Genomic DNA, 20801 nt, shown 5'->3' with positions numbered 1-20801 from the left:
ACCCGTGGGGCAGAGTAGGGGCATGTCTACGTACGAGACGATGTCGTTCCAGCTTGAGACCGAGCGGCTGCTGCTGCGGCCGTGGGCCGAGTCCGACGCCGCTGAGTTCAGCGCCCTCATCGCGGAGCGCGGCAAGGGGCCGGCCACGGTTGAGCAGGCCCGGACGTCCATCGGGTTCGAGCGGGATCACGTTTCCACGGAGGACAGCGGCGAAGTCGTATGGCTCACCCGCCCGATCGCTCAGGGGGAGGTGGTGTAGCAGATGACGCGGCGGCTGTCCTTGCCGAACGAGGTGTACTGCGGGTACATCAGGCCCAACTCGGCGCCGGCAGGTGCGGCGGGGGACGCGGCGCACGCGTCCTTGGCCGCGGCCTCCGGCTCGGCGCCCGTGAGGGGGAGGGTGGGGGTGTCGTAGACCTGGGCGTCGTGGGTTTGCGCGCAGGGGACGAGTTGCACCATCTGCACGGAGTCGTCGGGCCGTGGGGCCGCCCAGGTGAAGCAGTCCCCGGTGTGGACGTCGAAGACGCTGGCGTACTGGGCCTTGTCCACGTTGCCGTTCGCGTTCCGGTCGACCGACAGGCCTGGAATGGTGAACATGCTGTACAGGAGCGAGGACCAGACCACCGAGGCCGCGATTCCGAGCACGGCCAGGCCGCGGCCGCGTTGGCCGCTGCGGGTGGTCTGCACCAGCCCGGTCAGGCCGAAGCCGAGGCCGAGCGGTACGAGCGCGACCACCCCGCAGATCGCGGCCCAGCGCGACCACCCGTTGGTCCCCATCGGCGGTCCGTCGTCGCGCACCCGACGGATCTCGGGCGGGACCTCGTGCTTGCGTTCCTGCTGCATTCCGCCCCTTCGGCTTCGCGAGAGGCGCAGAGTATCGGTTGAGAACGCCCACGTCATCTGCGGTGCGGGGCGAACGCAACCAAGTAGGGACAGATCGACTCACGCCGAACGAGAGGAGCCAGTCCCGGCGGCCGGGCCGGGCTCGGACGGGGGATGGTGATCTGCGAGCATCGGGGGATGACTGACACCCACCTGGACATCAAGGACCTCATCATCGACTGCGTCGACCCGGAGCGGCTGGCCTCGTTCTGGTCCCAGATCCTCGGCAGAACGATCACAGCGAGGATGGGCCCGTATGTCTGGCTCACCCGAGGCAATGGCCCAGGGGTGGGCTTCCAGAAGGTCACCGAGCCGAGAGCCGGCAAGAACCGGATCCACTTCGACGTGGCCTCGGCGAACCCGTCCGCTGAGCAGGAACGGATCGTGGCGCTGGGCGGCCGGCTGCTCCAGCAGTACGCGGCGGGAGGATTTCTGGTGATGGCCGACCCTGAGGGGAACGAGTTCTGCGTCATCCCCCAGGGGTCGTTCGAGCTCGACGACGACGGTCGCGCGAGCTACCTGAACGACAGCAGCAGCTCTCCCCAGCCGGCCTGAACCTGTCGTTCAGCCGCCCGGCTGCGGGCTACGCTCGCGCCATGGTGATCACGTATGAGTGGCGGGGCGACTTCGACAACGCGGCCGTCAATGCGCTGCACGCCGAGGGCTTCAACCATCGCCCCCTGGACGTCGATTGGCTGACCCGGGCGCACCGCCACAGCCTCGGCTGGGTCTGTGCACGCCTCGACGGTGACCTCGTCGGCTTCGTCAACGTCGGGTGGGACGGCGGCGTCCACGCGTTCCTCCTGGACACTGTTGTCGCGGGGAGCCGCCGACGCTCCGGGATCGGAGCCGAACTCGTCGCCGTGGCCGCCCGGGCGGCCCGCACCGCCGGATGCGCATGGCTGCACGTCGACTTCGAGGACGACCTGCGGGCGTTCTACTTCGACGCCTGCGGGTTCAAGCCGACGAGCGCAGGTCTCATCGCCCTCTGAATCTCCGCTGCCGCGGGCGTGTCCGGCTGTGGCCGGCTCGGTGTCGGATGGTCCCCTACGTGAACCCCGGCGCTATCGGCCGAGGCCGGTCGCGTGGCGACTTCCTGCGGTGGCCGGTGCGGGCCGGGGAGTACCGCACTCGCCCTGATCGGCCACGACGTGGCGCTGATCCCCGACTCCGGACTGACCCGCCCGACCCCGGGCAGGAGCCGTGACCGTCAGCTGCGGCTGCGGCTGCTGCTGGGACCGGACCGGGGGAGGGCGCGGGGGACGGTCCGGCCGGGGGCGCGTTCGGTGGCGAAGCAGGCGAGGGCGATCACCGGCAGCACCAGGCCGCCGCAGCAGGTCGGGGTCCAGCCGCCGCGGGCGTAGAGCAGGCCGCCCAGGGCCGAGCCGATCGCGCCCCCGGTGAAGAAGGTGGCCATGTAGAGGCCGTTGAGGCGGGCCCGGTGCTCGGCGCCGAGTCGAAAGATCGCCTGCTGGCCGAGGGTCATGTTCGCGGAGACGCCGAAGTCGAGCAGGATCGCCGCGGCCACCAGCAGCGCCAGTCGCAGGGACGAGCCCGGGGGACGGACCTCGGTCAGCGGGAAGGCGAGGGCGACGGCCGCCATGGCGAAGCCGGTCGCCGCTCTGCTCCATCCGCGATCGGCGACCCGGCCCGCGACCGGTGCGGCCACCGCCCCCGCGACCCCGGCCAGCGCGAACAGGGCGATACCGGCCTGGGACAGGCGGAACGCGGGCCCGGCCAGCAGCAGCGGGACCGTGGTCCAGAACAGGCTGAACGCCCCGAAGAGCAGGGCGTGGTAGAGCGCCCGTCGGCGCAGCACCGGCGTCGTCCGGGCCAGCTGCGCCATGGAGGCCAGCAGCCGGCCGTACCCCAGGTCGGAGGCCGGGGTGCGGGCGGGCAGGACCCGGTGCAGCAGCACCGCGAGCAGCAGCATGACGCCGGCCGAGAGGTAGAACACCGTGTGCCAGGAGGAGAGTTGTGCGGTGATCGCGGCGAGCGGGCGGGCCAGCATGATGCCGAGCATGAGGCCGCTCATGACGTTGCCGACGGCGCGTCCCCGGGTCTCCTCGGGGGCCAGGTGGGCCGCGTAGGGGACGAGGATCTGGACGGCGACCGAGCCCAGCCCGATGAACAGGGCGGCGACCAGGAAGGGCAGTGGCCGGGTGGACAGCGCCGCGCCCAGCAGGGCCAGGGCGCCGACCGCGATCACCCCCACCGCCAGCCGGCGGTTCTCGACCAGGTCCCCCAACGGAACGATCAGCAGCAGCCCCAGCCCGTAGCCGATCTGAGCCATGGTCACGATCAGTCCGTCGGCCGCCGCCGGCAGACCCAGCGCCGCACCTATCGGGCGGACGAGCGGTTGTGCGTAGTACAGGTTGGCCACGATCAGCCCGCACGCGGTCGCCAGCAGCGTCGTCATCCAACGGGGAGAGGTCATCGGGGCTCCAAGTGCTGGGTGCGGGGTGCGGGTTGACTGATGCGGCGCTGCCCAGGACGCTAAGGTCTGACAGCACTGTCAGGGTCAAGGGGGAAACGATGCAGATCGGCGAGCTGTCGCGGCGCAGCGGCGTGAGCGTGCGGATGCTGCGCTACTACGAGACCGAGGGCCTGCTGAACCCGGCCCGGACTCCCGCCGGATACCGGGTGTACGGGGACGCGGACGCGCAGGCGGTCGGACGCATCCGTATGCTCAGCGCCTCAGGGCTCACCCTGGACGTGATCCAGGAGCTCCTCCCCTGCGTCCACGGCGACGCCCCCGACTTCGACCCGTGCCCGGTCCTGCGGGCCGGGCTGCGTCGGCAGATAGCGACGCTCGACGGCAAGTTGGCCGAGCTCTCCGAGAGCCGCAGCCTGCTCGTCGACTACCTGACCGCCCTCGAAGCCCCTGCTGTATTGGCGGAAGCCCCGCCCCCGGCCCGGTAGTGCCCCGGGGTGGTGCCGAATTCCCGGCTGAAGGCATGGGAGAAGGCATACGGGGTGCCGTAGCCGACGCGGTGGGCGATGGCGGCCAGCGGGTCCGGGGTGTCGCGCAGCAGGGTGGCGGCAAAGGTGAGGCGCCACCAGGTCAGGTACGCCATCGGAGGTTTGCCGACCAGCGCGGTGAAGCGGCGGGCCAGGGTGGCGCGGGACACGCCTGCCTCGGCGGCCAGGCGTTCGTTGGTCCACGGGGCGGCCGGGTCCGAGTGCAGGGCCCGTAGCGCGGCGGCCGCCACCGGATCGCCCAGCACGGTCGGCCAGGTGCCGCTTCCCTGGGCCGCCCAGGAGCGGATCATATAGACCAGCAGCAGGTCGAGCAGGCTGGGCACCGCGAGGCAGGCGCCGGGCCCCTGCGTGCCCAGTTCGTGGCCCAGCAGGTCGACGGCGGCGCGCAGTTCGGCCTGGGCGCCGACCCGGTTCGGCAGGTGGACCACCTCCGGCAGTTCCGCCATCAGCGGATGCATACGGCTGCGGTCCAGCCGGTACTTGCCGCAGAGCAGCTCCACCTCGGCCGCCTCGCCCGCCTCGCCGGAGGCGGCTCGGGGCCGTCGCGGCCCGTGCCCGGCGAGCCACCGCTCGAACGACACCGCCTGCCGCACGGTGGCCGCGTCGGCGGGGGCGTCGGCGATCACATGTCCGGTGCCGTGCGGCAGCAGCACCACGTCACCCGGGCCGAGCGAGACCGGAGCGTCGCCGTCGGGCAGCAGCCAACAACTGCCCGCCAGCACCACATGGAAGCCCGCACCGTCGTACGGGGCCAGCCGCGCGCACCAGCTGCCGCTCACCCGCACCCGGTTGGACGAAGGACGTCCGATGCGTATCGCCGAGACTGCGTCGCTCACCACATCCATCGGGCCAGGATACCCGTCGTGTCAGCTATGAGACGGAGGCGTATCCAGATGAGCTGCACAGGCATTGAGCAGCTCATCCCATCTTCCTAGAGTCGAAGGCATGAACAGTGAGAGCAGGCAGAGCATCGTGCTCGGCGAGGTCGAGGTCACCAGGGTCGTCGAGTGGCAGGGGGCGTTCGCGCCCGCCCGCGGCCTGGTGCCGGAGTCCGGCGCCGAGGTGTGGAAGGGCAACGAGGACTGGTTGGCGCCGGATCACTGGGAACCGGACAGCGACCGTGCGGTGGTGGCGCTGCAGACCTGGGTGCTGCGCAGCGGCGGACGGACCGTCCTGGTCGACACCGGGGTGGGGAGCGGGCGCGAGCGGCCCGGCTCGCCGGAGTTCCACCAACGGCAGGGCGATTTCCTGAGTGCGCTGGCGCGGGTCGGAGTCCGGCCGGAGGACGTCGACGTCGTCGTCAACACCCACCTCCACGCCGATCACGTCGGTGGGAACACCGTCAGTGTGGACGGGGGGTGGGGGCCGGCCTTCCCCAACGCCCAGTACCTGCTCCCGGCCGCGGACGACTTCCACTTCGGCCCGGACAACGGGTACGGGAACGGCCATCGGGACGACGACCGGCTGATGTACGAGGACAGCATCGCGCCGGTCCACCGGGCCGGGCAGGCCGTCCGGTGGGAGGGCACCCACCGCATCGACGAGCGCCTCACCCTGGAGTCCGCGCCGGGCCACACGCCCGGCTCCTCGGTACTGCGGCTCGCGTCCGGGAGGGACCGGGCGGTCTTCGTCGGTGATCTGCTGCACAGCCCGGTGCAGATTCTCGCGCCCTCCTGCAACAGCTGCTTCTGCCTGGATCCGGAGCGAGCCGTGTCCAGCCGCCATCGGGTTCTTGAACGAGCCGCCGCTGAACGGGAGTTGGTCATCCCCGCGCACTTCGGCGGGGCAGGTGCGGTGGAAGTCCGGCAGGAGGGCGGCGGATTCACCCTCGGCCGCTGGGCGGCCTACGGCACGGAGTAGGCCGCCTCGGCGCTCACCTCGCCGACGAGGACGTCCAGCCCTGCGCGGGCCAGCACCTCGGCGATGCCGGAGCCCATCAGGCCGCAGCCGACGACTCCCAGCCTGGTGAAGTCCGTGGCGATGTCAGCCATGTGGTGAACTGCCCTCTCTAGAGGTTCGGGTGGCGCTGGGTGCGGTGGGCGGCGGCGAAGCCGGGCTGCTCCGCGCACAGCCGGAACAGCGGCTCCGCAGGGTCGAAGCCGGGATCGAAGCCGGGGTCGAGGGCGGAATTGAGGGCGGAGTTGAGGGCCGGGTCGAGGGCCGGGGCGGTTTCGGTCCGGGCGGTCGCGTGCACGGCGGTGCCGGGGTGGACGCTTCCGGGCAGCGCGCCGACGATCCGACCCTGCACGGTGAAGCCTTCGTGGAGCTGCACGAAGACGGTGGCCTGGGGGCCCTGCGGCGGGCGGGTCACGATGCCGACGCCGTCGGAGTGGGCGGGCGCCAGGTCGGGGGAGGCGCAGGTGGGGCACAGCAGGCGGCGGTATGCGGGGGTCCCGCACCAGCGGCAGCGCTGGTAGGCGAGCCCCGCCTCTTCCTCTTCTGCGGCAGGCACAGTTTCTGCGGCAGGCACAGCGGTCAAGGGTGAGTACACCCGATGACCGTATGACACTAAGTGTTGCCATGTAAAGGCACTCAGTGCCTTCTGCTTGGACCTGGTTAGTCGCGGCCCGACTCGAACGCGGACTCCACGTCCCTGACCACGCGCCACAGCGGGGTGCTGCGGCGGGTGATGACCACCACCACGTCCTCCGCCGGGCCGGCCTCGGCCGGGTTGCCGCCCCAGGTGTCCAGCACCAGGGCGAGCGCGCGGTCCGTGAGCGCGGAGGCGTCGTCCCTGCCCTCGCCGCGCAGCCAGGAGCGCAGGGCGTTGTTGTGCGCGGCGACCACCGCGGCGGCGACCACGTCGGCGCGGACCGAGCCGTCCGGCAGATCCGCGTAGCGTCCGCGCAGATAGGCGGCGAGGGTGCGCTCGTAGCGCCAGACCACGGAGAGCTCGTAGGTGCGCAGGGCGGGGACCTTCTTGGTGAGCTGGTAGCGCTGCACCGAGAAGGCGGGGTTCTCCGCGTACATGCGCAGGACCAGTCGAGCGGCGTCGCACACCCGGACCACCGGGTCGTCGGAGTCGGCGCTGGCGTCGAGGAACTCGGTCATGTCGGCCAGGCAGCGCTCGTGGTCCGGGAAGACCACGTCCTCCTTGGACGGGAAGTAGCGGAAGAAGGACCGGCGGCCCACCCCGGCGAGCGCGACGATGTCGTCCACCGTGGTCTGCTCGAATCCGCGCTCCAGGAAGAGCCGGAACGCCGCCGCGACCAGGGCGTCCCGCATGGGCGGCTTGGTCGCGGCAGGGGTCGTGGTGCGGGTGCGGATGCGTGCCTCGGTCATGGGTGCAACGTAGCATCGGGCTTGGCTGATGGCACTTGGTGTGCATAATTTAAGGGACTGAGTTCCCTGCTATTGAGTCACTGACTGGAGCTGCTCCGCGATGAGCCACGCCTTCGACCTGTTCCGGATCTCCGAGGAGCACGAGATGCTCCGTGACGCGGTGCGTTCGCTGGCCGAGGCCAAGATCGCGCCGTTCGCTGCCGAGGTGGACGAGCAGGCCCGCTTCCCGCAGGAGGCGCTGGATGCGCTGACCAGCAGTGACCTGCACGCGGTGCATGTGCCCGAGGAGTACGGCGGGGCCGGTGCGGACGCGCTGGCGACGGTGATCGTGATCGAGGAGGTGGCCCGGGTCTGCGCGTCCTCCTCGCTGATCCCGGCCGTCAACAAGCTCGGCTCGCTGCCGGTGATCCTGTCCGGCGACGAGGCGCTGAAGCAGAAGTACCTGACCCCGCTGGCAGCCGGGGAGGGCATGTTCTCCTACTGCCTGTCCGAGCCGGACGCCGGCTCGGACGCGGCCGGGATGAAGACCCGCGCGGTGCGCGAGGGCGACTACTGGGTCCTGAACGGCGTCAAGCGCTGGATCACCAACGCGGGCGTCTCCGAGTTCTACACGGTGATGGCGGTCACCGACCCGGACAAGCGCAGCAAGGGCATCTCGGCGTTCGTGGTCGAGAAGGGCGACGAGGGGGTGTCCTTCGGGGCGCCGGAGCGCAAGCTGGGCATCAAGGGCTCGCCGACCCGTGAGGTCTACCTGGACAACGTCCGGATCCCGGCGGACCGGATCATCGGGGCGGAGGGGACCGGTTTCGCGACCGCGATGCAGACCCTGGACCACACCCGGATCACCATCGCGGCGCAGGCGCTGGGGATCGCGCAGGGGGCGTTGGACTATGCGGCGGGGTATGTGAAGGAGCGCAAGCAGTTCGGCAAGGCGATCGCGGAGTTCCAGGGCATCCAGTTCATGCTCGCCGACATGGCGATGAAGCTGGAGGCCGCCCGCCAGCTCACCTACGCCGCGGCCGCCCGCTCCCAGCGCGGGGATAGCGATCTGACCTTCTTCGGCGCCGCGGCCAAGTGCTTCGCCTCCGACGCCGCGATGGAGATCACCACCGACGCCGTGCAGCTCCTGGGCGGTTACGGCTACACCCGCGACTACCCGCTGGAGCGGATGATGCGCGACGCCAAGATCACCCAGATCTACGAGGGCACCAACCAGGTCCAGCGGATCGTCATGGCCCGCAACCTGCCGTAAGTTCCTTCGCCCACGCCGCCGACCGCGCCGAGCTCGTGGGCCGTCACTGGCGCGGTCGGCCGGTCTGGAGCGTCCGCACCACCCGGGGGCCGAGCCACTTGCGAAACTTCCGCAGTGCGGTGAACTCCTCGGCGGCCTGGTTGGCCCAGTAGTACATCTGCGGCGGCACATAGGGGAGCAGCGGTGAGTGCCGCTGCCCGAGCAGCGCGAAGAGTTGCGCGGGCCTGAGCTGGATGTACCGGGGGATGTCCTCGTACCACTGGGCGCTGTAGCGGGCCGCGCTCTGCGTGGAGAGGATGGCGAACATCCGTTCCGCCTGGTGGGCCGCCAGCGCCGAAGGGAGGTCGGGGTGCCGGTGCAGCGCCCCGGCGAGGCCGACGGCGTCCTCCAGCGCCAGGGTGGTTCCCGCGCCGACGGAGTAGTGCGTGGTGTGGGCGGCGTCGCCCAGCAGCACGGTGTTGCCGTGGTGCCACGAGGTGTTGGTCATGGTCCGGAAGGTGAGCCACGGGGCCGCGCCGGCACCGTCCGTTCTGCTGACCAGCGGGTGGCCGTCGAGCTGCCGGGCGAAGAGCTGCTCCAACAGCTCGGTGGTCGCGTCCTCCCCGAGCGTGTCGAACCCGAGCCCGGCCCAGGTCTCCGGGGAGCACTCGACGATGCAGGTGCTGAGGTCACCGCTGAAACGGTAGGCGTAGAACCAGATCCAGCCGCACTCCGACTCGACGAAGGCGAAGGTGAAGGAGTCGAAGGTCCGGCTGGTGCCCAGCCAGATGAACTTGTTCCGCCCGGCGGTGGTCCGGGTGCCGAACTGCTCGGCGTGGTGCTGCCGGAGCCGGCTGTTGATGCCGTCGGCGGCGACGACCAGTTCCGCGTCGGGGAGCTGGTCGGGGCTCTCGATCTCGCGGCCGTACTCGATCCGCACGCCCAGCTCGGTCGCCCGCTCGGCCAGGATGTCCAGCAGGCGTCGACGGCCGATGCCGAAGCCCTGGTCGCCCCGGTGCGTCGTCACCTGGTCCCGGATGTGCGCCTCGCCATCGGACCAGCGGACGGAGTTCTCGCTGATGGCTCGCGCGGTCGGCGGGTCGCCGGCGTTCAGGGTGTCCAGCAGGTCGCCCCAGTAGGTCACCCCCCACCCGTAGGTGGACCCGGCGGGGTTCCGTTCGAAGACCGCGATGTCGTGGTCCGGGTCGAATCCCTTCATCAGAATGGAGAAATACAGCCCGGCGGGCCCTCCGCCGACGCATGCGACGCGCATGTGCTTCCCAAGGTCTCAGTGGCTCAAAGTAGCCGGATGGCTCCATAAGGTAACAGCTTGTGAGGGTTCGAAGATCTCAGTGGGGTGGTCGAACGCCTGGTTCCGCCTGGTGAGAGGGTGGAGTACGAAAGCCCACCCCCTACGAAGGCAGGATGCGGACATGACGGCCGTACACGGCAGCACTGTCGAGATTCCGACCCAGGACGGCACGGCGGACGCGTACTTCGTCCACCCCGAGGGCGACGGACGCCACCCGGCCGTGCTGCTCTACCAGGACGCGTTCGGGCCGCGCCCGGCGCTGAACGCGATGGCCGACCGACTGGCCGCCGAGGGTTACGCCGTTCTGGTGCCCAATGTCTTCTACCGCCAGGGCCGCGCCCCGGTGGTGCAGCTTCCGGCGTTCATCGACCACGACAACCGCGGCGCCCTGTTCGCGGAACTGATGCCGCTGATGATGGGCCTGACACCGGACCTGGTGGTCGCCGACGCGCATGCCTACCTCGGCTGGCTCGCCGACCGCGCGGAGGCCGCCGACGGGCCGGTCGGCATCACCGGCTACTGCATGGGCGCCCGGCTCGCCCTGCACACCGCGGGCGCCTACCCGGACCGGGTGGCCGCGATCGGCGGCTTCCACGGCGGCCGTCTCGCCACCGACGAGCCCGGCAGCCCGCACCTGGCGGCCGCCACGATGACGGCGGAGGCGTACTTCGGCCACGCCGACCAGGACCAGTCGCTGCCGCCCGAGCAGCAGGAACTCCTGGAGAAGGCATTCACCGAGGCCGGCGTCACCCATCGCTGTGAGGTGTACCAGGGCGCGGGCCACGGCTACACCCAGTCCGACACCTCCGAATTCAACGCCGAGGCGACGGAGCGTCACTGGACCGCCCTGCTGGACCTGTTCGGGCCGAACCCTGCGCGGCTGACGGCTTTTGTGGTGATGTGATGCTCCGTCAGCGCAGTCGTCCGAATAGTCCGACGGAACATCACATCACCTGGGGCCTATGGGATTTGGGGGAAGGTGCGGTTAGGCTGGCCCGGTGATCGTCAAGGGAAGCTTCAACCTCAAGAGCACCCTCCCATTCGTCCGGTTCGACCTCGCGCTCGCCGCGGTCAGCAGCACGGCCGCGTACCTGCTGATCGACCGGGCCGGCATTCGCTGGCTCGCGCTGCCCTCGCTGCTCGCCACCGTGCTGGGAACCGCGCTGGCGATCCTGCTCGCCTTCCGCGCCAACACCGCCTATCAGCGGTGGTGGGAGGCGAGTGGCATCTGGGCCCAACTGACCGGTCAGTCACGGACGCTGATTCGGGTCGCCCGCACGGTCACCGACGCCAAACTCGCCGACCCCGCGATCGATCCCAGCGCGGTCCGGGCCTGGCAGCACGACTTCGCCAACCGCCAGGCCGCCTGGGCGCACAGCCTGGCCCGGCTGCTGCGCCGGCAGGACTCCACCGTCGAGCTGACCCGGCTGCTGTCCGCCGAGGAGGCCGAACTGGTGCTGGCGGCGGACAACCGCCCCGCGACGCTGGCCCGGCTGCAGAGCCAGGCCATCTTCCATGGTTACGCCCTCGGCATCCTGACCGGCCTGGACAACTTCCAGATGGAGACCGCGCTGGCGGGACTGTCCACCCAGCAGGCGCTCGCCGAGCGGATGAGCAACACGCCGATTCCGCGGCCGCACGACTACATCAGCCGGCTGTTCGTGCACAGTTACGTGGTGGTGTTCCCGTTCACCGCGATCAGCGCGCTGACCTCCTACCGCTGGCTGGTCATTCCCTCCGCGCTGCTGATCACCCTGTTCTTCCGGATGGTCGAGCGGGTCGGCGCGTCCACGGAGGAGCCCTTCGCCAACCGCAGCCAGGACGTCCCCATCACCGCCCTGGCCATCAGCCTCGAACGCGACCTGCTCGAACTGGTCGACGTCAAGGAGCGCCCGGCCAGGCCCGTGCCCGTGAACGGCTACCTCTGGTAGACGGCCACGTCTGGTAGACACATTGCACGGCTGTGCTGAATTCCCCTCCTTTGTTCTCCACTTCACTCATCCGGGTGAATCCCCTCGGGCCCTTCTATGCGCCTGCCGGATATCGACGGATATTTGTGGAGCGGAAGCCGCCCACGGCCCCCGGGATACCGGCGGGGCTGGGGCGGGCAACGAGTGTGAGGTGGAAACCTATGCACGAAAAGGCAGTTGACCGAGCCCAGCTCGTCTTCGATCTGCTGGACGCCGACGGCAACGGACTCCTCGAGGCCGAGGATTTCGAGCTCATGGCACGTCGCGTCATCGAGGCGGCACGCGACTCCGACGACGCGGCGAAGGAGGCGCTGTCGGTCGCGTTCCGGCGGTACTGGGAGGCCTTGGAGGCCGAACTCGACGCCCACCACGACGGCAGGATCACCTTCGACGAGTACCACGTGAGCGTGCTCTCCCCGCACCTGTTCGACGAGCCGATCAGCGAATTCGCCGAGGCGCTCGGGGCGCTGGGGCACCCGGCGGGCGACGAGCTGGTGCACCGCCCGGTCTTCGTGGCGCTGATGACGGCGATCGGCTTCGACCACGCGAACATCAACACGCTCTTCGACGCCTTCGGGCCCAATGCCTCCGACCAGATCGAGGCGAGCGCCTGGGTCGAGGGCATCAAGGACTACTACCACCCGGACAAAGCCGGGATCCATGGCGACCACCTCCTGGTCGGGAGTCCGGGCGAGACGGCCTGAGCGCGCGATCGCATGTGCACGAAAGGAGCACTGTGACAACGGTCATCGGACTTGCTGTCGGCCGGGGAACGGGGACGGAGATCGCCGCCGTCTTCGAGCGCGCCCTGGGGAGGTTCGGCGCGTTGTACTCGACCGATATCGACATCGCCCGTTCGCCGCGGACCTACCACTCCTATGTGTCGCTGAGGGACGAAGGCGATGTGGAGCGGATCCGCCGGGGGACGCAGGAGGACGCCGAGCACTATGAGCGGTTCTGCCGGATCCAGGCCGGGCTCGGTGTGACGGCGATCTTCCGCACGGCGATCAACGCCCAATCCCTGTACCTGGTCCGCCAGCGGCTCCAAGCGGTGAAGGTCGACGTCCTCGGCGGCCCGGACACACCCCTGCTGATGGTCCGCGACGAGGCCCAGGGCTTCTACACCGGAGAGAACGACCACGCCCCCGGTGTGGTCACCCGGACCATGGCCTTCAGTCAGGAGATCACCGACAAGGTCATCGACTACGCACTGTGGCGGGCGCGGCAACAGTGGCCCGACGGCGAGATCGGCCCGGTCGTGATGGCGTACAAGTTCCATCTGCTGGACGGCGCCCTGGACCAGTGGGTGGCGCAGGCCTCGGCCCGGCACCGGGTGGAGATCCGGCTGTTCCAGCCGGACACCGTGAACCGCAACCTGATCGCCCACGGCTCGACCGCCCGCACCGTGATCATCGCCGGCAACGAGTGGGCCGACATCATGCACGTCGTCCTGCTCGACCGGTTCGGCTCCGAGCGGCAGGAGAACCGCTACACCGAGAACATCCAGCTGCACCCCGACGTGGCCGGACTCGTCGAGTACCAGACCGTGCACGGCTCCGCCGACGACCTGGAGGGAAGGGACCTGGTCAACCCGGTGGCCACGCTGCGGGCAGCCGCGGCGATCGCGGAACGGCACGCGGGCTGCGCGGGCGCGGTGGCGGCGGCCGAACGCGCTCTGGAATCCCTTGGCCGGCGGGGCATCCACATCCCGGACCTCGGCGGGCGACACTCCACCACGGCCGTGGTGGACGCCTTCCTCCAGGCGCTGCAGACGACCGGCCCGGACCGGACGCCAGTGCCCAGTGCGGTGCCCAGTGCGGTGCCCAGCGCGGCGGCGATGGACGCCGCGTCGTGACCTCCCGGGACGGGACGTCCCAGGACCGGACGGCGCTGGTCGTCGTCGACCTGCAGAACGACTTCTGCGCCGGCCCGGTCGCCGCCGCCAGACACCGCGACCCCGCCAGGCTGGCCACCGTGGCGGCGAACACCGCACGCGCCGTCGACACCTCACGCTCGTGCGGTACGGAGGTCGTGTTCGTCAGATTCCTCGGCGACACCCGCTACCAAGGGCCGAGTTGGCAGCGGCGGGACCTCGTCCTGGGCAAGCAGCCCAAATGCCTCGAAGACACCTGGGGCGCCGAGTTCCACCAGGTGTCGCCGGAGCCGGGCGAGTTGGTCGTCACCAAGCGCGCGTGCTTCGACGCCTTTCTCGGCGACGGGCTCCAGGAGCACCTCGTCCGCAATCAGACCGGCCACCTGGTCTTCGCCGGTCTCTACACCGATGTCTGCCTGGACTCGACCGCGCGAACGGCCTTCCAGAAGGGCTTCCATGTGACGGTGCTGACGGACTGCACCGCCAGCCTGCACCTGCCGGACGCCGACATCCTTCGCTTCATGAACCTGGTCTACGGCGCCCGCCTGCTGACGCACCAGCAGTCCGCCTCCTGGTCGCAGTCCCCGAAGGGAAAGGACGCATGACCGACACCGGCCACCCGCACTCCGGCGTGGCAGCAGTGGAAACAGGCGTCGGCCTCACCGCGCTGATGGTGGCCGCGGCCCGGGCGATCGAAAGCCATCGCCGCGACGCCCTGGCCAGCGACGTTTACGCGGAGCACTTCGTCCGCGCCGCGCAGGCATCCGCCGGCTGGCCGGTCCACCCGAACCAGGTCCCCGACGGGGAAGCCAACCCCCTGTGGGGACGGCTGGGGCGCTACTTCGGCCTGCGCACCCGAGTGCTCGACGACCACCTGCACCAGTCGGCCCATGCGGGCGCCCGCCAGACGGTCATCCTCGGCGCGGGCCTGGACACCCGTGCCTTCCGGCTCGACTGGCCCCCCGGCCACGTGGTCTTCGAGGTCGACCGGCCAGGGGTCCTGGCCTTCAAACACACCGTGCTCGGCGCACTGCACGCCACCGCGACGACCACGCGGGTACCGATCGGCGTCGACCTGGACACCGCATGGGCCGGTGCGCTGATCGACGCCGGCTTCGACCCGGACCTCCCCACCGCCTGGCTCGCCGAAGGGCTGCTGCTCTACCTCTCGAGCGCCGCCGAGGAGCGCCTGATCGACACGCTGGACCGGCTGAGCGCCGCCGGAAGCACCCTGGCCTACGAGGTGAAACTCGGCACGGAACGACCCGCGGTCCGCGACAACCCGGTCTACTCCTCGGCGAAACAGCAGATCGGCGTGGACCTCCTCGCCCTGTTCGACCCGCAACCGCGGCCCGACTCCGCCGCCGATCTGGAACGGAGAGGCTGGTCCACCACCACCCGCACCCCCTTCGAGTTCACTCACGAGTACGGACGCGGTCCGCGTCCCGAGCCTGACGACGCGCTGGCGAACAACCGCTGGGTGTTCGCCGACAAACCAACAGCCGGAACCGGCGATGCGCGGGCGCTACGGCCCGCCCGCGCCGAGGAGTTCGGCGAGGTCCCGACGCCCCTCAGCCGACGGCGGACCGCCGAACGGTGGAACACCACCGGCCCCACCATCCGGGTCGCCACCGCTCACCTGGTGTCACGCGGGGGTGCGTTGGTGCCGGTGGGTCCGCAGGGTTACCTGCTCCCGCTCCCGGGGGCCCGCAGCAGGCTGTGGTCCAGGCGGTCGGCGAGTTCGACGGTGTCCTGGTAGACCTCCTCGGCGCCGGGCGCTGTGGGCGGCATTGGGGGTGTCGGTCTCCTCCGGATCGCGGCCCTGCCAGACTTGTCGCGCAGCCCCGGAGCAGACGGCCATGTGTCTGTCGAGTGCCATCAGGAAGGAGCGTCGAATTGATCAGGTTCCTGCCTCTGATGGAGATGTGGGCCGGGGCGGTAGCCCTGATGACAGGTGTCGCCGTGGTGATGCGGCTGCACACCAGGTCCGTGCGGGCCTTCCTGAAGGCCACCACTGGCGTGGTGACCGGGCACAGATATGTCCACGGGGATGAATACAGCAGCAAGGGTTACCAGCCGACTCTCGAATTCACCATCGAGACCGGCCGGTTGGTGCGTGCCAGGGCGAAGGGGAACCCGCTGGACGAGCCATGGGAGCCGGGAGAGGAGGTGCCCGTGCTCTATCGGTGGGACCGCCCCGACACGTGGTGCTACCTCGGCAACCTGGCCGACTACGAGCAGGAAACGGACGTCGGGGTCTGGACCATATGCCTGGGCACTGCCCTGCTGGCCGGCCTGTTACTCGGCCTGGCTGCCCTGACGACAATGGCGTGGGGGTAGGGCGCGGCCGGTTCAGCCAAGCCGCGACGCGTGACGTCCACGCCACCACGACCAGCAGCTCCGCGGCCAGCCCAGAGGCGACCATCGCCGCGCCTCCTCCCGACCGCCGCGGTTCCTGTCGTGGGCCTCGAAGCCTGCACCGGGACGGTGCCGCCGCTGCCACCAGGTTTCACTGACAGCTGGTCAGATGAGTCTGAGCTGCATCGGAGCCGGAGCCGGAGCCGGAGCCGGAGCCGGAGCCGGAGTGTCCACGGTCTGCTCGTCCGAGGGAGGCTCCGGTGTCGCCCCGCGCGGGGTCCGCTGATCGCGCATGCCGTACCCGGCGGCGAGTTCCTGGACCTGGCGGGTGATGCGGCGCTGGTACCAGGCGGGGGCGTAGGCGCTGTCGCGGTAGAGCGACTCGTAGCGGCGGACCAGGTCGGGCCGGTGCTGGGCGAGCCACTGGAAGTACCACTCGCGTGCACCGGGGCGCAGGTGCAGGACCAGCGGTGTCACGGACGTCGCACCGCTGGCGGCGATGGCACGGACGGTGGCGTCCAACTGCTCGGGGGAGTCGGAGAGATGGGGGAGTACCGGCGCCATCAGCACGCCGCAGCGTATGCCGTGGTCGGTCAGCGTGCGGCAGACCTCCAGACGTTTGCCGGGGGCGGGGGTGCCGGGTTCCACGCTGCGCCACAGGTCGGGGTCGGTGAAACCGACCGAGACGGCCGTGGACACCTCGGTGACCTGGGCGGCCTGTTCGAGGATCGCCAGGTCGCGCAGGATGAGTGAGCTCTTGGTCAGGATGGAGAAGGGGTTCGCCCGGTCGCGCAGCGCTGCCAGGATGCCGGGCATCAGCTGGTAGCGGCCCTCGGCGCGCTGGTAGCAGTCGACGTTGGTGCCCATGGCGATGTGCTCGCCCTGCCAGCGCGGCGCGGCCAGTTCGCGGCGCAGCAGTTCGGCGGCGTTGACCTTGACGACGATCTGGCTGTCGAAGTCGTGCCCGGTGTCCAGGTCGAGATAGCTGTGGGTGCTGCGGGCGAAGCAGTAGACGCAGGCGTGGCTGCATCCCCGGTAGGGGTTGATGGTGCATTCGAACGCCATCCGGGAGGTGCCCGGCACCCGGTTGATGATCGACCGGGCGCGCACCTCGTGGAAGGTGATGCCGCGGAACTCCGGGGTGTCGAAGGTGCGGGTCACCGCGTCGAGTCCGAAGAGCGCGGGCGCGGTGGCGCTGTCGGCGCCGAGGTTCTGCCAGCGCATGCCACCTCCTCGTATGTGTGTTCGATAACGTCTTCGATTTTAGAGTAGAACATATGAGCGAATAAGTCTCGGCCCGTCCCGAACCGGGACCGCTGGTGGCCCTGGACGGGCTGACGGTCCACGAGGCGGCGCAGGCCCTGGGTATCAGTGCGGCCACCGCCCAGGTGCGGCTGCACCGGGCCCGCAAGATTCTGCTTGCCGGCGGCCGGACCCACGCCGCTGTCCACGACGCCGAGCACCCAGCAGGCCGCGCCGACACCGCACAGCACCGCGGGCACCGGGCCCGGGGCGTCGGCCGCGCCGACCACGCCGACCCTCCAGGGCACCGCGGGCACCCCGGGCACCGGTGACCTGAACATTGTCAACGCCGACTACGCGGTGCAGTCCAAGCCGGGCGGCACGGTCGCTGTCCAGCTGTTCGGCCCGAAGGGCGTCCCTGGGCTTCAGGCCGCGCTGGACCAGGCCGGTATCCCCGCGGCGGTGATGACGCCGTCGGCGTCGTGCCATGAAGCGATCGAGAACGACGACAGCGGGCGCTACAACCTCGCGCAGGTGCTGCCCCCCTCCGGCTCCGGTGGTCATGGCGGGCCCGCCGGGATGTACCAACTGATCAGGCCCAGTGCCATCCCCGCAGGGGACCACCTGTTGTTCATAGCCAGGTTCGACGGCCCGGTGAAGGCACTGGGCATCTTGCTGGTGCTCCAGGTACCCAGCTGCGTCCCGACTCAATAGGTCAGGCGCAAGCGGCCTGAGCGAACTGCCCTCGGTGGCGGATGTCCCTACTCCGGAGCCTGGAAGCCGCCGATCCTCTGCTCGAGCAGTTCGGCCAGCCGCAGCGGGGTACGGTCCTCGAGCATCGGACCGATGAGCTGCACTCCCACCGGGAGGCCCTCGGGGGACCGGCCCGCCGGTACCGCGGTGGCGGGTAGGCCGGGCATGGTGGCCAGGCCGGCCCAGACGAGTTGGTCGAAGTACGGGTACGAGACACCGTCGACGTCGATCCGGCGTTCCAGCGGACTGGGAAGGTGGTCGTGCGGGAACGCCGGAGTAGGTGTGACCGGGCACACCACGACGTCGAACTCGGCGAAGAGGTGCCGCCAGCCGTGGCGGTGGAGCTCGCGACGGCCGTTCACCTCCACCCAGTCGCCATGGCTGAGCACCATGCCGCGCAGCCGCGCCGCGTCGAGACTCCAGTCGTCCTCGCTCAGTTCGGCCACACGTGACCGCACCTGCTCGCGCGCTTCGACGGGAAAGCGGGCGACGGAGCCCGACACGAGCAACCGCATGTAGAGCGTCGCGGCTTCGCTCAGGTCGGGGAGCCGCGCGCTGCGCCGTTCGACGCGCGCCCCGCCGTCGGCCAGCGCGTCGGCCACGCGGTTGACGCCCGCCCGCACGGCCGATCCGGTCGCGATGAGCGGATGGTCCTCGATGACCAGGACCCTGAAGTCGCGGAGCTGCTGGTGACGCGCCGGCGGCAGCCGCAGGTCGTAGGCCACGCCGTGGGTCAGCGGGTCCGGTCCGGCCATGACCTCGAGCAGGAGTGTGAGGTCGCGGGCACTGCGTGCCATCGGACCGACGACGGCGAGGTCGAGTTCGACCGGCAGGGCCGGACCGGGCGGCGGGACCATCCCACGGTTCGCCGCCAGCCCGAGTGTCGGCTTGTGCGCGTAGACACCGCAGAAGTGTGCGGGGGTGCGCAACGAACCGGCGATGTCGGAGCCGATGGACAGCGCGCCGAATCCGGACGCCAGGGCCGCCGCTGATCCGCCGGAGGATCCACCCGGCGTGCGACCGTGATCCCACGGGTTGTTGGTGGTGCCGTAGATCTCGTTGAAGCTCTGCAGATCCTGCAGCCCCAAGGGCACATTGGTCTTACCGAGCACCACCGCGCCTGCGGCCTTGAGCCGCGACACCTGTACCGCGTCCTCGGCCGGCAGGTAGTCCCGGTGCAGCGGCAGGCCCCAGGTCGTGGGCAGCCCGGCGATGTCGTAGGACTCCTTGACCGTCACCGGAATGCCGAGCAGCGGCCGGTCCTCACCGCGGGCACGCGCCTGGTCGGCACCGCGCGCGGCGGCTCGGGCACGGTCGAAGTCCGGCACACAGATCGCGTTGATCGCCTTGTCGTCCCGCTCGATACGGATGATCGCCTGGTCGGTCAATTCCGCCGAGGTCACTTCACCGGCACGCAGGGCGGCCGCGATTTCTTCGGCCGTCTGAAATATCCACTCCATGCATCGGACCGTACCGACCCCTGGAACGAGCCACGAAATGCCGCTTCGCACAACGGAATTCGAGACCTCGGTCGATGTGGCTGCCGTGCAGCGACTCCTGTCGTCGCCCCTCAGTCGTGCAGGAGGTCGAGCCGCTCGGTGGCCTGCTTCCACCCACGGGCATCCGCCTCGGCGCGAACCCGCAGATCGGCCGACGTGCGGCCCCGCTCCTCGCGGCCGGCTGCCCTGACCAGCGCGAGATCCTCTTGCTGCCGCTGAAGCTCGACGCCCGGTCCCGGGAGCTGGGGATCGCCCTGCCTCGCAGCCATCGCGACTGTCTGCAGGCAGCGAAGGGCGCCGTCCCAGGGGCCACCGGCGCACGCAACGACGGCCTCCGCCACGGCCGTCAGAGCGTCGACATGCATCATCACCGCACCTTCCGGCACCGCCTCTTCCATGAACTCGTCCAGGTCGGCGGCTGCGTCAGCAGGATCGTCGTTGTCCTCGTCAGCACCGTCTCCCGCCGGTGACCCATACGTATGGAACAGTTCGGTCAGCGACAGGGTCAGATATTCGCCGGACCAGTCGGCCAGTCGATCGGCAAGCTCGCGGATCCGAGCCGCGGACGAATCCTCAGCCGCGGCGGCATTGACCCAAGCCCTTTGGAGCAGTTCCGTGACCATCTCGGATCCAGAACTGCCATGCCGGAGAAAGCGCTCATCGCCGAGGCAACCCGAGATCCGTTCCGCCGCTGCCAGGCCCACCAGAGCCGCGTCGTGAGCATCAAGAGTGCCCAACGCGCCCTGCCACTCGCCAAAGCTCCAGTCGTCCATACCCATCCCCGGCTCGATCGATGGCCGACATCCTGCCCGTCGGTTCTGCGTCGGCGGCAGGTACGCAAGCGCGCTGCTCGCGTCGGGCAGCGCATCCCACGCCTGGTACAGCGTCGATGAACCCACGGCTACCTCCTGCCCGAACACTAGTCGCGACGGCAGGCTGGTTGCATCGGGGATATCGAACCGGACAGGACCCCGCAGCCCGGGTGAGCCAGGAAGTCGGCCGACAGCGGTCCCCTGATCTGCGACGGCCCCCTCGACGAGTCCCAGCAGCGCGGTTATGTCGGTGGCATGCGTCTCGTGGGGGTCTTCGTGCCCGTATGGCTGATCCGAACTGGCCACGATCGCGCCGGCCAGGAGGAGCGGCATATGGCGTTCTGCGGGTGACCACTGGCGTGCCATCTGCGTCAACGCCGGCAGGGCCGCGTAGCTGGCTGAGTAGACGGTGCCTTGATGGCACAGGCGGGACCAGAGGTCACCCCATTCCCGGGCCTGCGGATCTGGGTCGACCCGGTCGAGGAGGTCGGGGATGTCTTCCGCAGTGCCGTAAGCATGCCGGAGCTGGGACCAGTCCGTCATGCGGGTGATCTAAGCAGACGAGACCGTATGCGGAGAAGCGGGGAGCTTGGGTGAGCGGGTCC

The 20801-nt window shown here is 70.0% G+C and carries 21 protein-coding genes and 4 pseudogenes; 15 read left to right on the top strand and 10 right to left on the bottom strand.

Annotated features, from left to right (window positions below; all coding sequences use genetic code 11):
* Positions 1–22 precede the first annotated feature (22 nt).
* Positions 23–175: pseudogene (locus ACXKR8_RS06670) on the top strand (GNAT family N-acetyltransferase); the annotation flags it as partial.
* Positions 176–240: 65 nt separating this feature from the next.
* On the opposite strand, the gene ACXKR8_RS06665 reads toward ACXKR8_RS06670, so the two are convergent.
* Complete coding sequence (locus tag ACXKR8_RS06665; protein WP_458271965.1) at positions 241–843, bottom strand: DUF4190 domain-containing protein; 603 nt, start codon at positions 841–843, stop codon at positions 241–243.
* Between the two features lie 177 nt (positions 844–1020).
* On the opposite strand from ACXKR8_RS06665, the gene ACXKR8_RS06660 reads away from it, so the two are divergent.
* A complete protein-coding gene (locus ACXKR8_RS06660) occupies positions 1021–1437 on the top strand; it encodes a VOC family protein (protein WP_458271964.1) in 417 nt (138 codons plus the stop codon).
* Between the two features lie 41 nt (positions 1438–1478).
* Complete coding sequence (locus tag ACXKR8_RS06655) at positions 1479–1874, top strand: GNAT family N-acetyltransferase (protein ID WP_458271963.1); 396 nt, start codon at positions 1479–1481, stop codon at positions 1872–1874.
* Positions 1875–2092: 218 nt separating this feature from the next.
* Here ACXKR8_RS06655 and ACXKR8_RS06650 read toward each other — a convergent pair whose 3' ends face one another.
* Entirely contained in the window at positions 2093–3319 is a 1227-nt protein-coding gene (locus ACXKR8_RS06650; RefSeq protein WP_458271962.1) for an MFS transporter, read from the bottom strand.
* A 98-nt stretch (positions 3320–3417) separates the two neighbouring features.
* Between ACXKR8_RS06650 and ACXKR8_RS06645 the strand changes: the two genes are divergently transcribed.
* Positions 3418–3804 (top strand): MerR family transcriptional regulator, encoded by a 387-nt coding sequence (locus tag ACXKR8_RS06645; RefSeq protein WP_458271961.1) that lies wholly within the window; start codon positions 3418–3420, stop codon positions 3802–3804.
* Here ACXKR8_RS06645 and ACXKR8_RS06640 read toward each other — a convergent pair.
* Positions 3744–4709, bottom strand: coding sequence for an AraC family transcriptional regulator (locus ACXKR8_RS06640; protein ID WP_458271960.1), 966 nt, complete (start codon positions 4707–4709; stop codon positions 3744–3746). The genes ACXKR8_RS06645 and ACXKR8_RS06640 overlap by 61 nt on opposite strands.
* Before the next feature lie 100 nt (positions 4710–4809).
* Here ACXKR8_RS06640 and ACXKR8_RS06635 point away from each other — a divergent pair, with 100 nt between their 5' ends.
* On the top strand, positions 4810–5724 hold the full coding sequence (locus ACXKR8_RS06635) for an MBL fold metallo-hydrolase (protein ID WP_458271959.1): 915 nt from the start codon (positions 4810–4812) through the stop codon (positions 5722–5724).
* A gap of 2 nt (positions 5725–5726) precedes the next feature.
* Here ACXKR8_RS06635 and ACXKR8_RS06630 read toward each other — a convergent pair.
* The 3 genes and pseudogenes from ACXKR8_RS06630 to ACXKR8_RS06620 form a co-directional block, all read right to left on the bottom strand.
* Positions 5727–5855, bottom strand: a pseudogene (locus ACXKR8_RS06630) (3-hydroxyacyl-CoA dehydrogenase NAD-binding domain-containing protein); the annotation flags it as partial.
* 17 nt (positions 5856–5872) lie between these two features.
* Positions 5873–6316, bottom strand: a complete 444-nt coding sequence (locus ACXKR8_RS06625) for a Zn-ribbon domain-containing OB-fold protein (protein ID WP_458271958.1) — start codon at positions 6314–6316, stop codon at positions 5873–5875.
* A gap of 104 nt (positions 6317–6420) precedes the next feature.
* Complete coding sequence (locus tag ACXKR8_RS06620) at positions 6421–7146, bottom strand: TetR family transcriptional regulator (RefSeq protein WP_458271957.1); 726 nt, start codon at positions 7144–7146, stop codon at positions 6421–6423.
* Between the two features lie 100 nt (positions 7147–7246).
* Here ACXKR8_RS06620 and ACXKR8_RS06615 point away from each other — a divergent pair, with 100 nt between their 5' ends.
* Positions 7247–8398, top strand: coding sequence for an acyl-CoA dehydrogenase (locus ACXKR8_RS06615; RefSeq protein WP_458271956.1), 1152 nt, complete (start codon positions 7247–7249; stop codon positions 8396–8398).
* Positions 8399–8441: 43 nt separating this feature from the next.
* Here ACXKR8_RS06615 and ACXKR8_RS06610 read toward each other — a convergent pair whose 3' ends face one another.
* Complete coding sequence (locus ACXKR8_RS06610) at positions 8442–9650, bottom strand: FAD-dependent monooxygenase (protein ID WP_458271955.1); 1209 nt, start codon at positions 9648–9650, stop codon at positions 8442–8444.
* A 160-nt stretch (positions 9651–9810) separates the two neighbouring features.
* Between ACXKR8_RS06610 and ACXKR8_RS06605 the strand changes: the two genes are divergently transcribed.
* The 7 genes and pseudogenes from ACXKR8_RS06605 to ACXKR8_RS06575 all read left to right on the top strand — a co-directional run bounded on the left by ACXKR8_RS06605 (position 9811) and on the right by ACXKR8_RS06575 (position 15872).
* Positions 9811–10593 (top strand): dienelactone hydrolase family protein, encoded by a 783-nt coding sequence (locus ACXKR8_RS06605; protein WP_462100366.1) that lies wholly within the window; start codon positions 9811–9813, stop codon positions 10591–10593.
* A gap of 94 nt (positions 10594–10687) precedes the next feature.
* Entirely contained in the window at positions 10688–11620 is a 933-nt protein-coding gene (locus ACXKR8_RS06600) for a bestrophin family protein (RefSeq protein WP_458271953.1), read from the top strand.
* Between the two features lie 200 nt (positions 11621–11820).
* Positions 11821–12363, top strand: a complete 543-nt coding sequence (locus ACXKR8_RS06595) for an EF-hand domain-containing protein (protein ID WP_458271952.1) — start codon at positions 11821–11823, stop codon at positions 12361–12363.
* A 32-nt stretch (positions 12364–12395) separates the two neighbouring features.
* Positions 12396–13514: an isocitrate/isopropylmalate family dehydrogenase gene (locus ACXKR8_RS06590; RefSeq protein WP_458271951.1), complete on the top strand. Its 1119-nt coding sequence runs from the start codon at positions 12396–12398 to the stop codon at positions 13512–13514.
* Positions 13511–14137 carry a cysteine hydrolase family protein gene (locus tag ACXKR8_RS06585; RefSeq protein WP_458271950.1) on the top strand — a complete coding sequence of 209 codons (627 nt, stop codon included), beginning with the start codon at positions 13511–13513 and terminating at the stop codon, positions 14135–14137. The genes ACXKR8_RS06590 and ACXKR8_RS06585 overlap by 4 nt, the downstream gene beginning before the upstream one ends.
* A pseudogene (locus ACXKR8_RS06580) lies at positions 14134–15030 on the top strand (SAM-dependent methyltransferase); the annotation flags it as partial. The gene ACXKR8_RS06585 and the pseudogene ACXKR8_RS06580, both read left to right, overlap by 4 nt.
* 398 nt (positions 15031–15428) lie before the next feature.
* Positions 15429–15872, top strand: coding sequence for a DUF3592 domain-containing protein (locus tag ACXKR8_RS06575; protein WP_458271949.1), 444 nt, complete (start codon positions 15429–15431; stop codon positions 15870–15872).
* A gap of 183 nt (positions 15873–16055) precedes the next feature.
* On the opposite strand, the gene ACXKR8_RS06570 is transcribed toward ACXKR8_RS06575, so the two are convergent.
* A complete protein-coding gene (locus ACXKR8_RS06570; protein ID WP_458271948.1) occupies positions 16056–17114 on the bottom strand; it encodes an Rv2578c family radical SAM protein in 1059 nt (352 codons plus the stop codon).
* 95 nt (positions 17115–17209) lie between these two features.
* Between ACXKR8_RS06570 and ACXKR8_RS06565 the strand changes: the two are divergent.
* Positions 17210–17260, top strand: a pseudogene (locus ACXKR8_RS06565) (hypothetical protein); the annotation flags it as partial.
* A 49-nt stretch (positions 17261–17309) separates the two neighbouring features.
* Positions 17310–17846, top strand: a complete 537-nt coding sequence (locus ACXKR8_RS06560) for a hypothetical protein (protein ID WP_458275300.1) — start codon at positions 17310–17312, stop codon at positions 17844–17846.
* Positions 17847–17893: 47 nt separating this feature from the next.
* Here the strand turns inward: ACXKR8_RS06560 and ACXKR8_RS06555 are convergent, their stop codons facing one another.
* Together ACXKR8_RS06555 and ACXKR8_RS06550 are read right to left on the bottom strand one after the other, a co-directional pair.
* Positions 17894–19345, bottom strand: coding sequence for an amidase (locus tag ACXKR8_RS06555; protein ID WP_458271947.1), 1452 nt, complete (start codon positions 19343–19345; stop codon positions 17894–17896).
* Between the two features lie 110 nt (positions 19346–19455).
* Complete coding sequence (locus tag ACXKR8_RS06550; protein ID WP_458271946.1) at positions 19456–20739, bottom strand: hypothetical protein; 1284 nt, start codon at positions 20737–20739, stop codon at positions 19456–19458.
* Between the last annotated feature and the right edge of the window lie 62 nt (positions 20740–20801).

The sequence above is a fragment of the Streptacidiphilus sp. PAMC 29251 genome (assembly GCF_054208735.2).
The sequence above is the reverse complement of the archived record's forward strand: the minus strand, read 5'-3'. Positions and strand labels throughout refer to the sequence as shown.

Bases quoted from the DNA above. Each gene is read 5' to 3' on its own strand.
- ACXKR8_RS06665 (WP_458271965.1), bottom strand. From the start codon at position 843: ATGCAGCAGGAACGCAAGCACGAGGTCCCGCCCGAGATCCGTCGGGTG.
- ACXKR8_RS06660 (WP_458271964.1), top strand. From the start codon at position 1,021: ATGACTGACACCCACCTGGACATCAAGGACCTCATCATCGACTGCGTC.
- ACXKR8_RS06655 (WP_458271963.1), top strand. From the start codon at position 1,479: ATGGTGATCACGTATGAGTGGCGGGGCGACTTCGACAACGCGGCCGTC.
- ACXKR8_RS06650 (WP_458271962.1), bottom strand. From the start codon at position 3,319: ATGACCTCTCCCCGTTGGATGACGACGCTGCTGGCGACCGCGTGCGGG.
- ACXKR8_RS06645 (WP_458271961.1), top strand. From the start codon at position 3,418: ATGCAGATCGGCGAGCTGTCGCGGCGCAGCGGCGTGAGCGTGCGGATG.
- ACXKR8_RS06640 (WP_458271960.1), bottom strand. From the start codon at position 4,709: ATGGATGTGGTGAGCGACGCAGTCTCGGCGATACGCATCGGACGTCCT.
- ACXKR8_RS06635 (WP_458271959.1), top strand. From the start codon at position 4,810: ATGAACAGTGAGAGCAGGCAGAGCATCGTGCTCGGCGAGGTCGAGGTC.
- ACXKR8_RS06620 (WP_458271957.1), bottom strand. From the start codon at position 7,146: ATGACCGAGGCACGCATCCGCACCCGCACCACGACCCCTGCCGCGACC.
- ACXKR8_RS06615 (WP_458271956.1), top strand. From the start codon at position 7,247: ATGAGCCACGCCTTCGACCTGTTCCGGATCTCCGAGGAGCACGAGATG.
- ACXKR8_RS06610 (WP_458271955.1), bottom strand. From the start codon at position 9,650: ATGCGCGTCGCATGCGTCGGCGGAGGGCCCGCCGGGCTGTATTTCTCC.
- ACXKR8_RS06605 (WP_462100366.1), top strand. From the start codon at position 9,811: ATGACGGCCGTACACGGCAGCACTGTCGAGATTCCGACCCAGGACGGC.
- ACXKR8_RS06595 (WP_458271952.1), top strand. From the start codon at position 11,821: ATGCACGAAAAGGCAGTTGACCGAGCCCAGCTCGTCTTCGATCTGCTG.
- ACXKR8_RS06570 (WP_458271948.1), bottom strand. From the start codon at position 17,114: ATGCGCTGGCAGAACCTCGGCGCCGACAGCGCCACCGCGCCCGCGCTC.
- ACXKR8_RS06555 (WP_458271947.1), bottom strand. From the start codon at position 19,345: ATGGAGTGGATATTTCAGACGGCCGAAGAAATCGCGGCCGCCCTGCGT.
- ACXKR8_RS06550 (WP_458271946.1), bottom strand. From the start codon at position 20,739: ATGACGGACTGGTCCCAGCTCCGGCATGCTTACGGCACTGCGGAAGAC.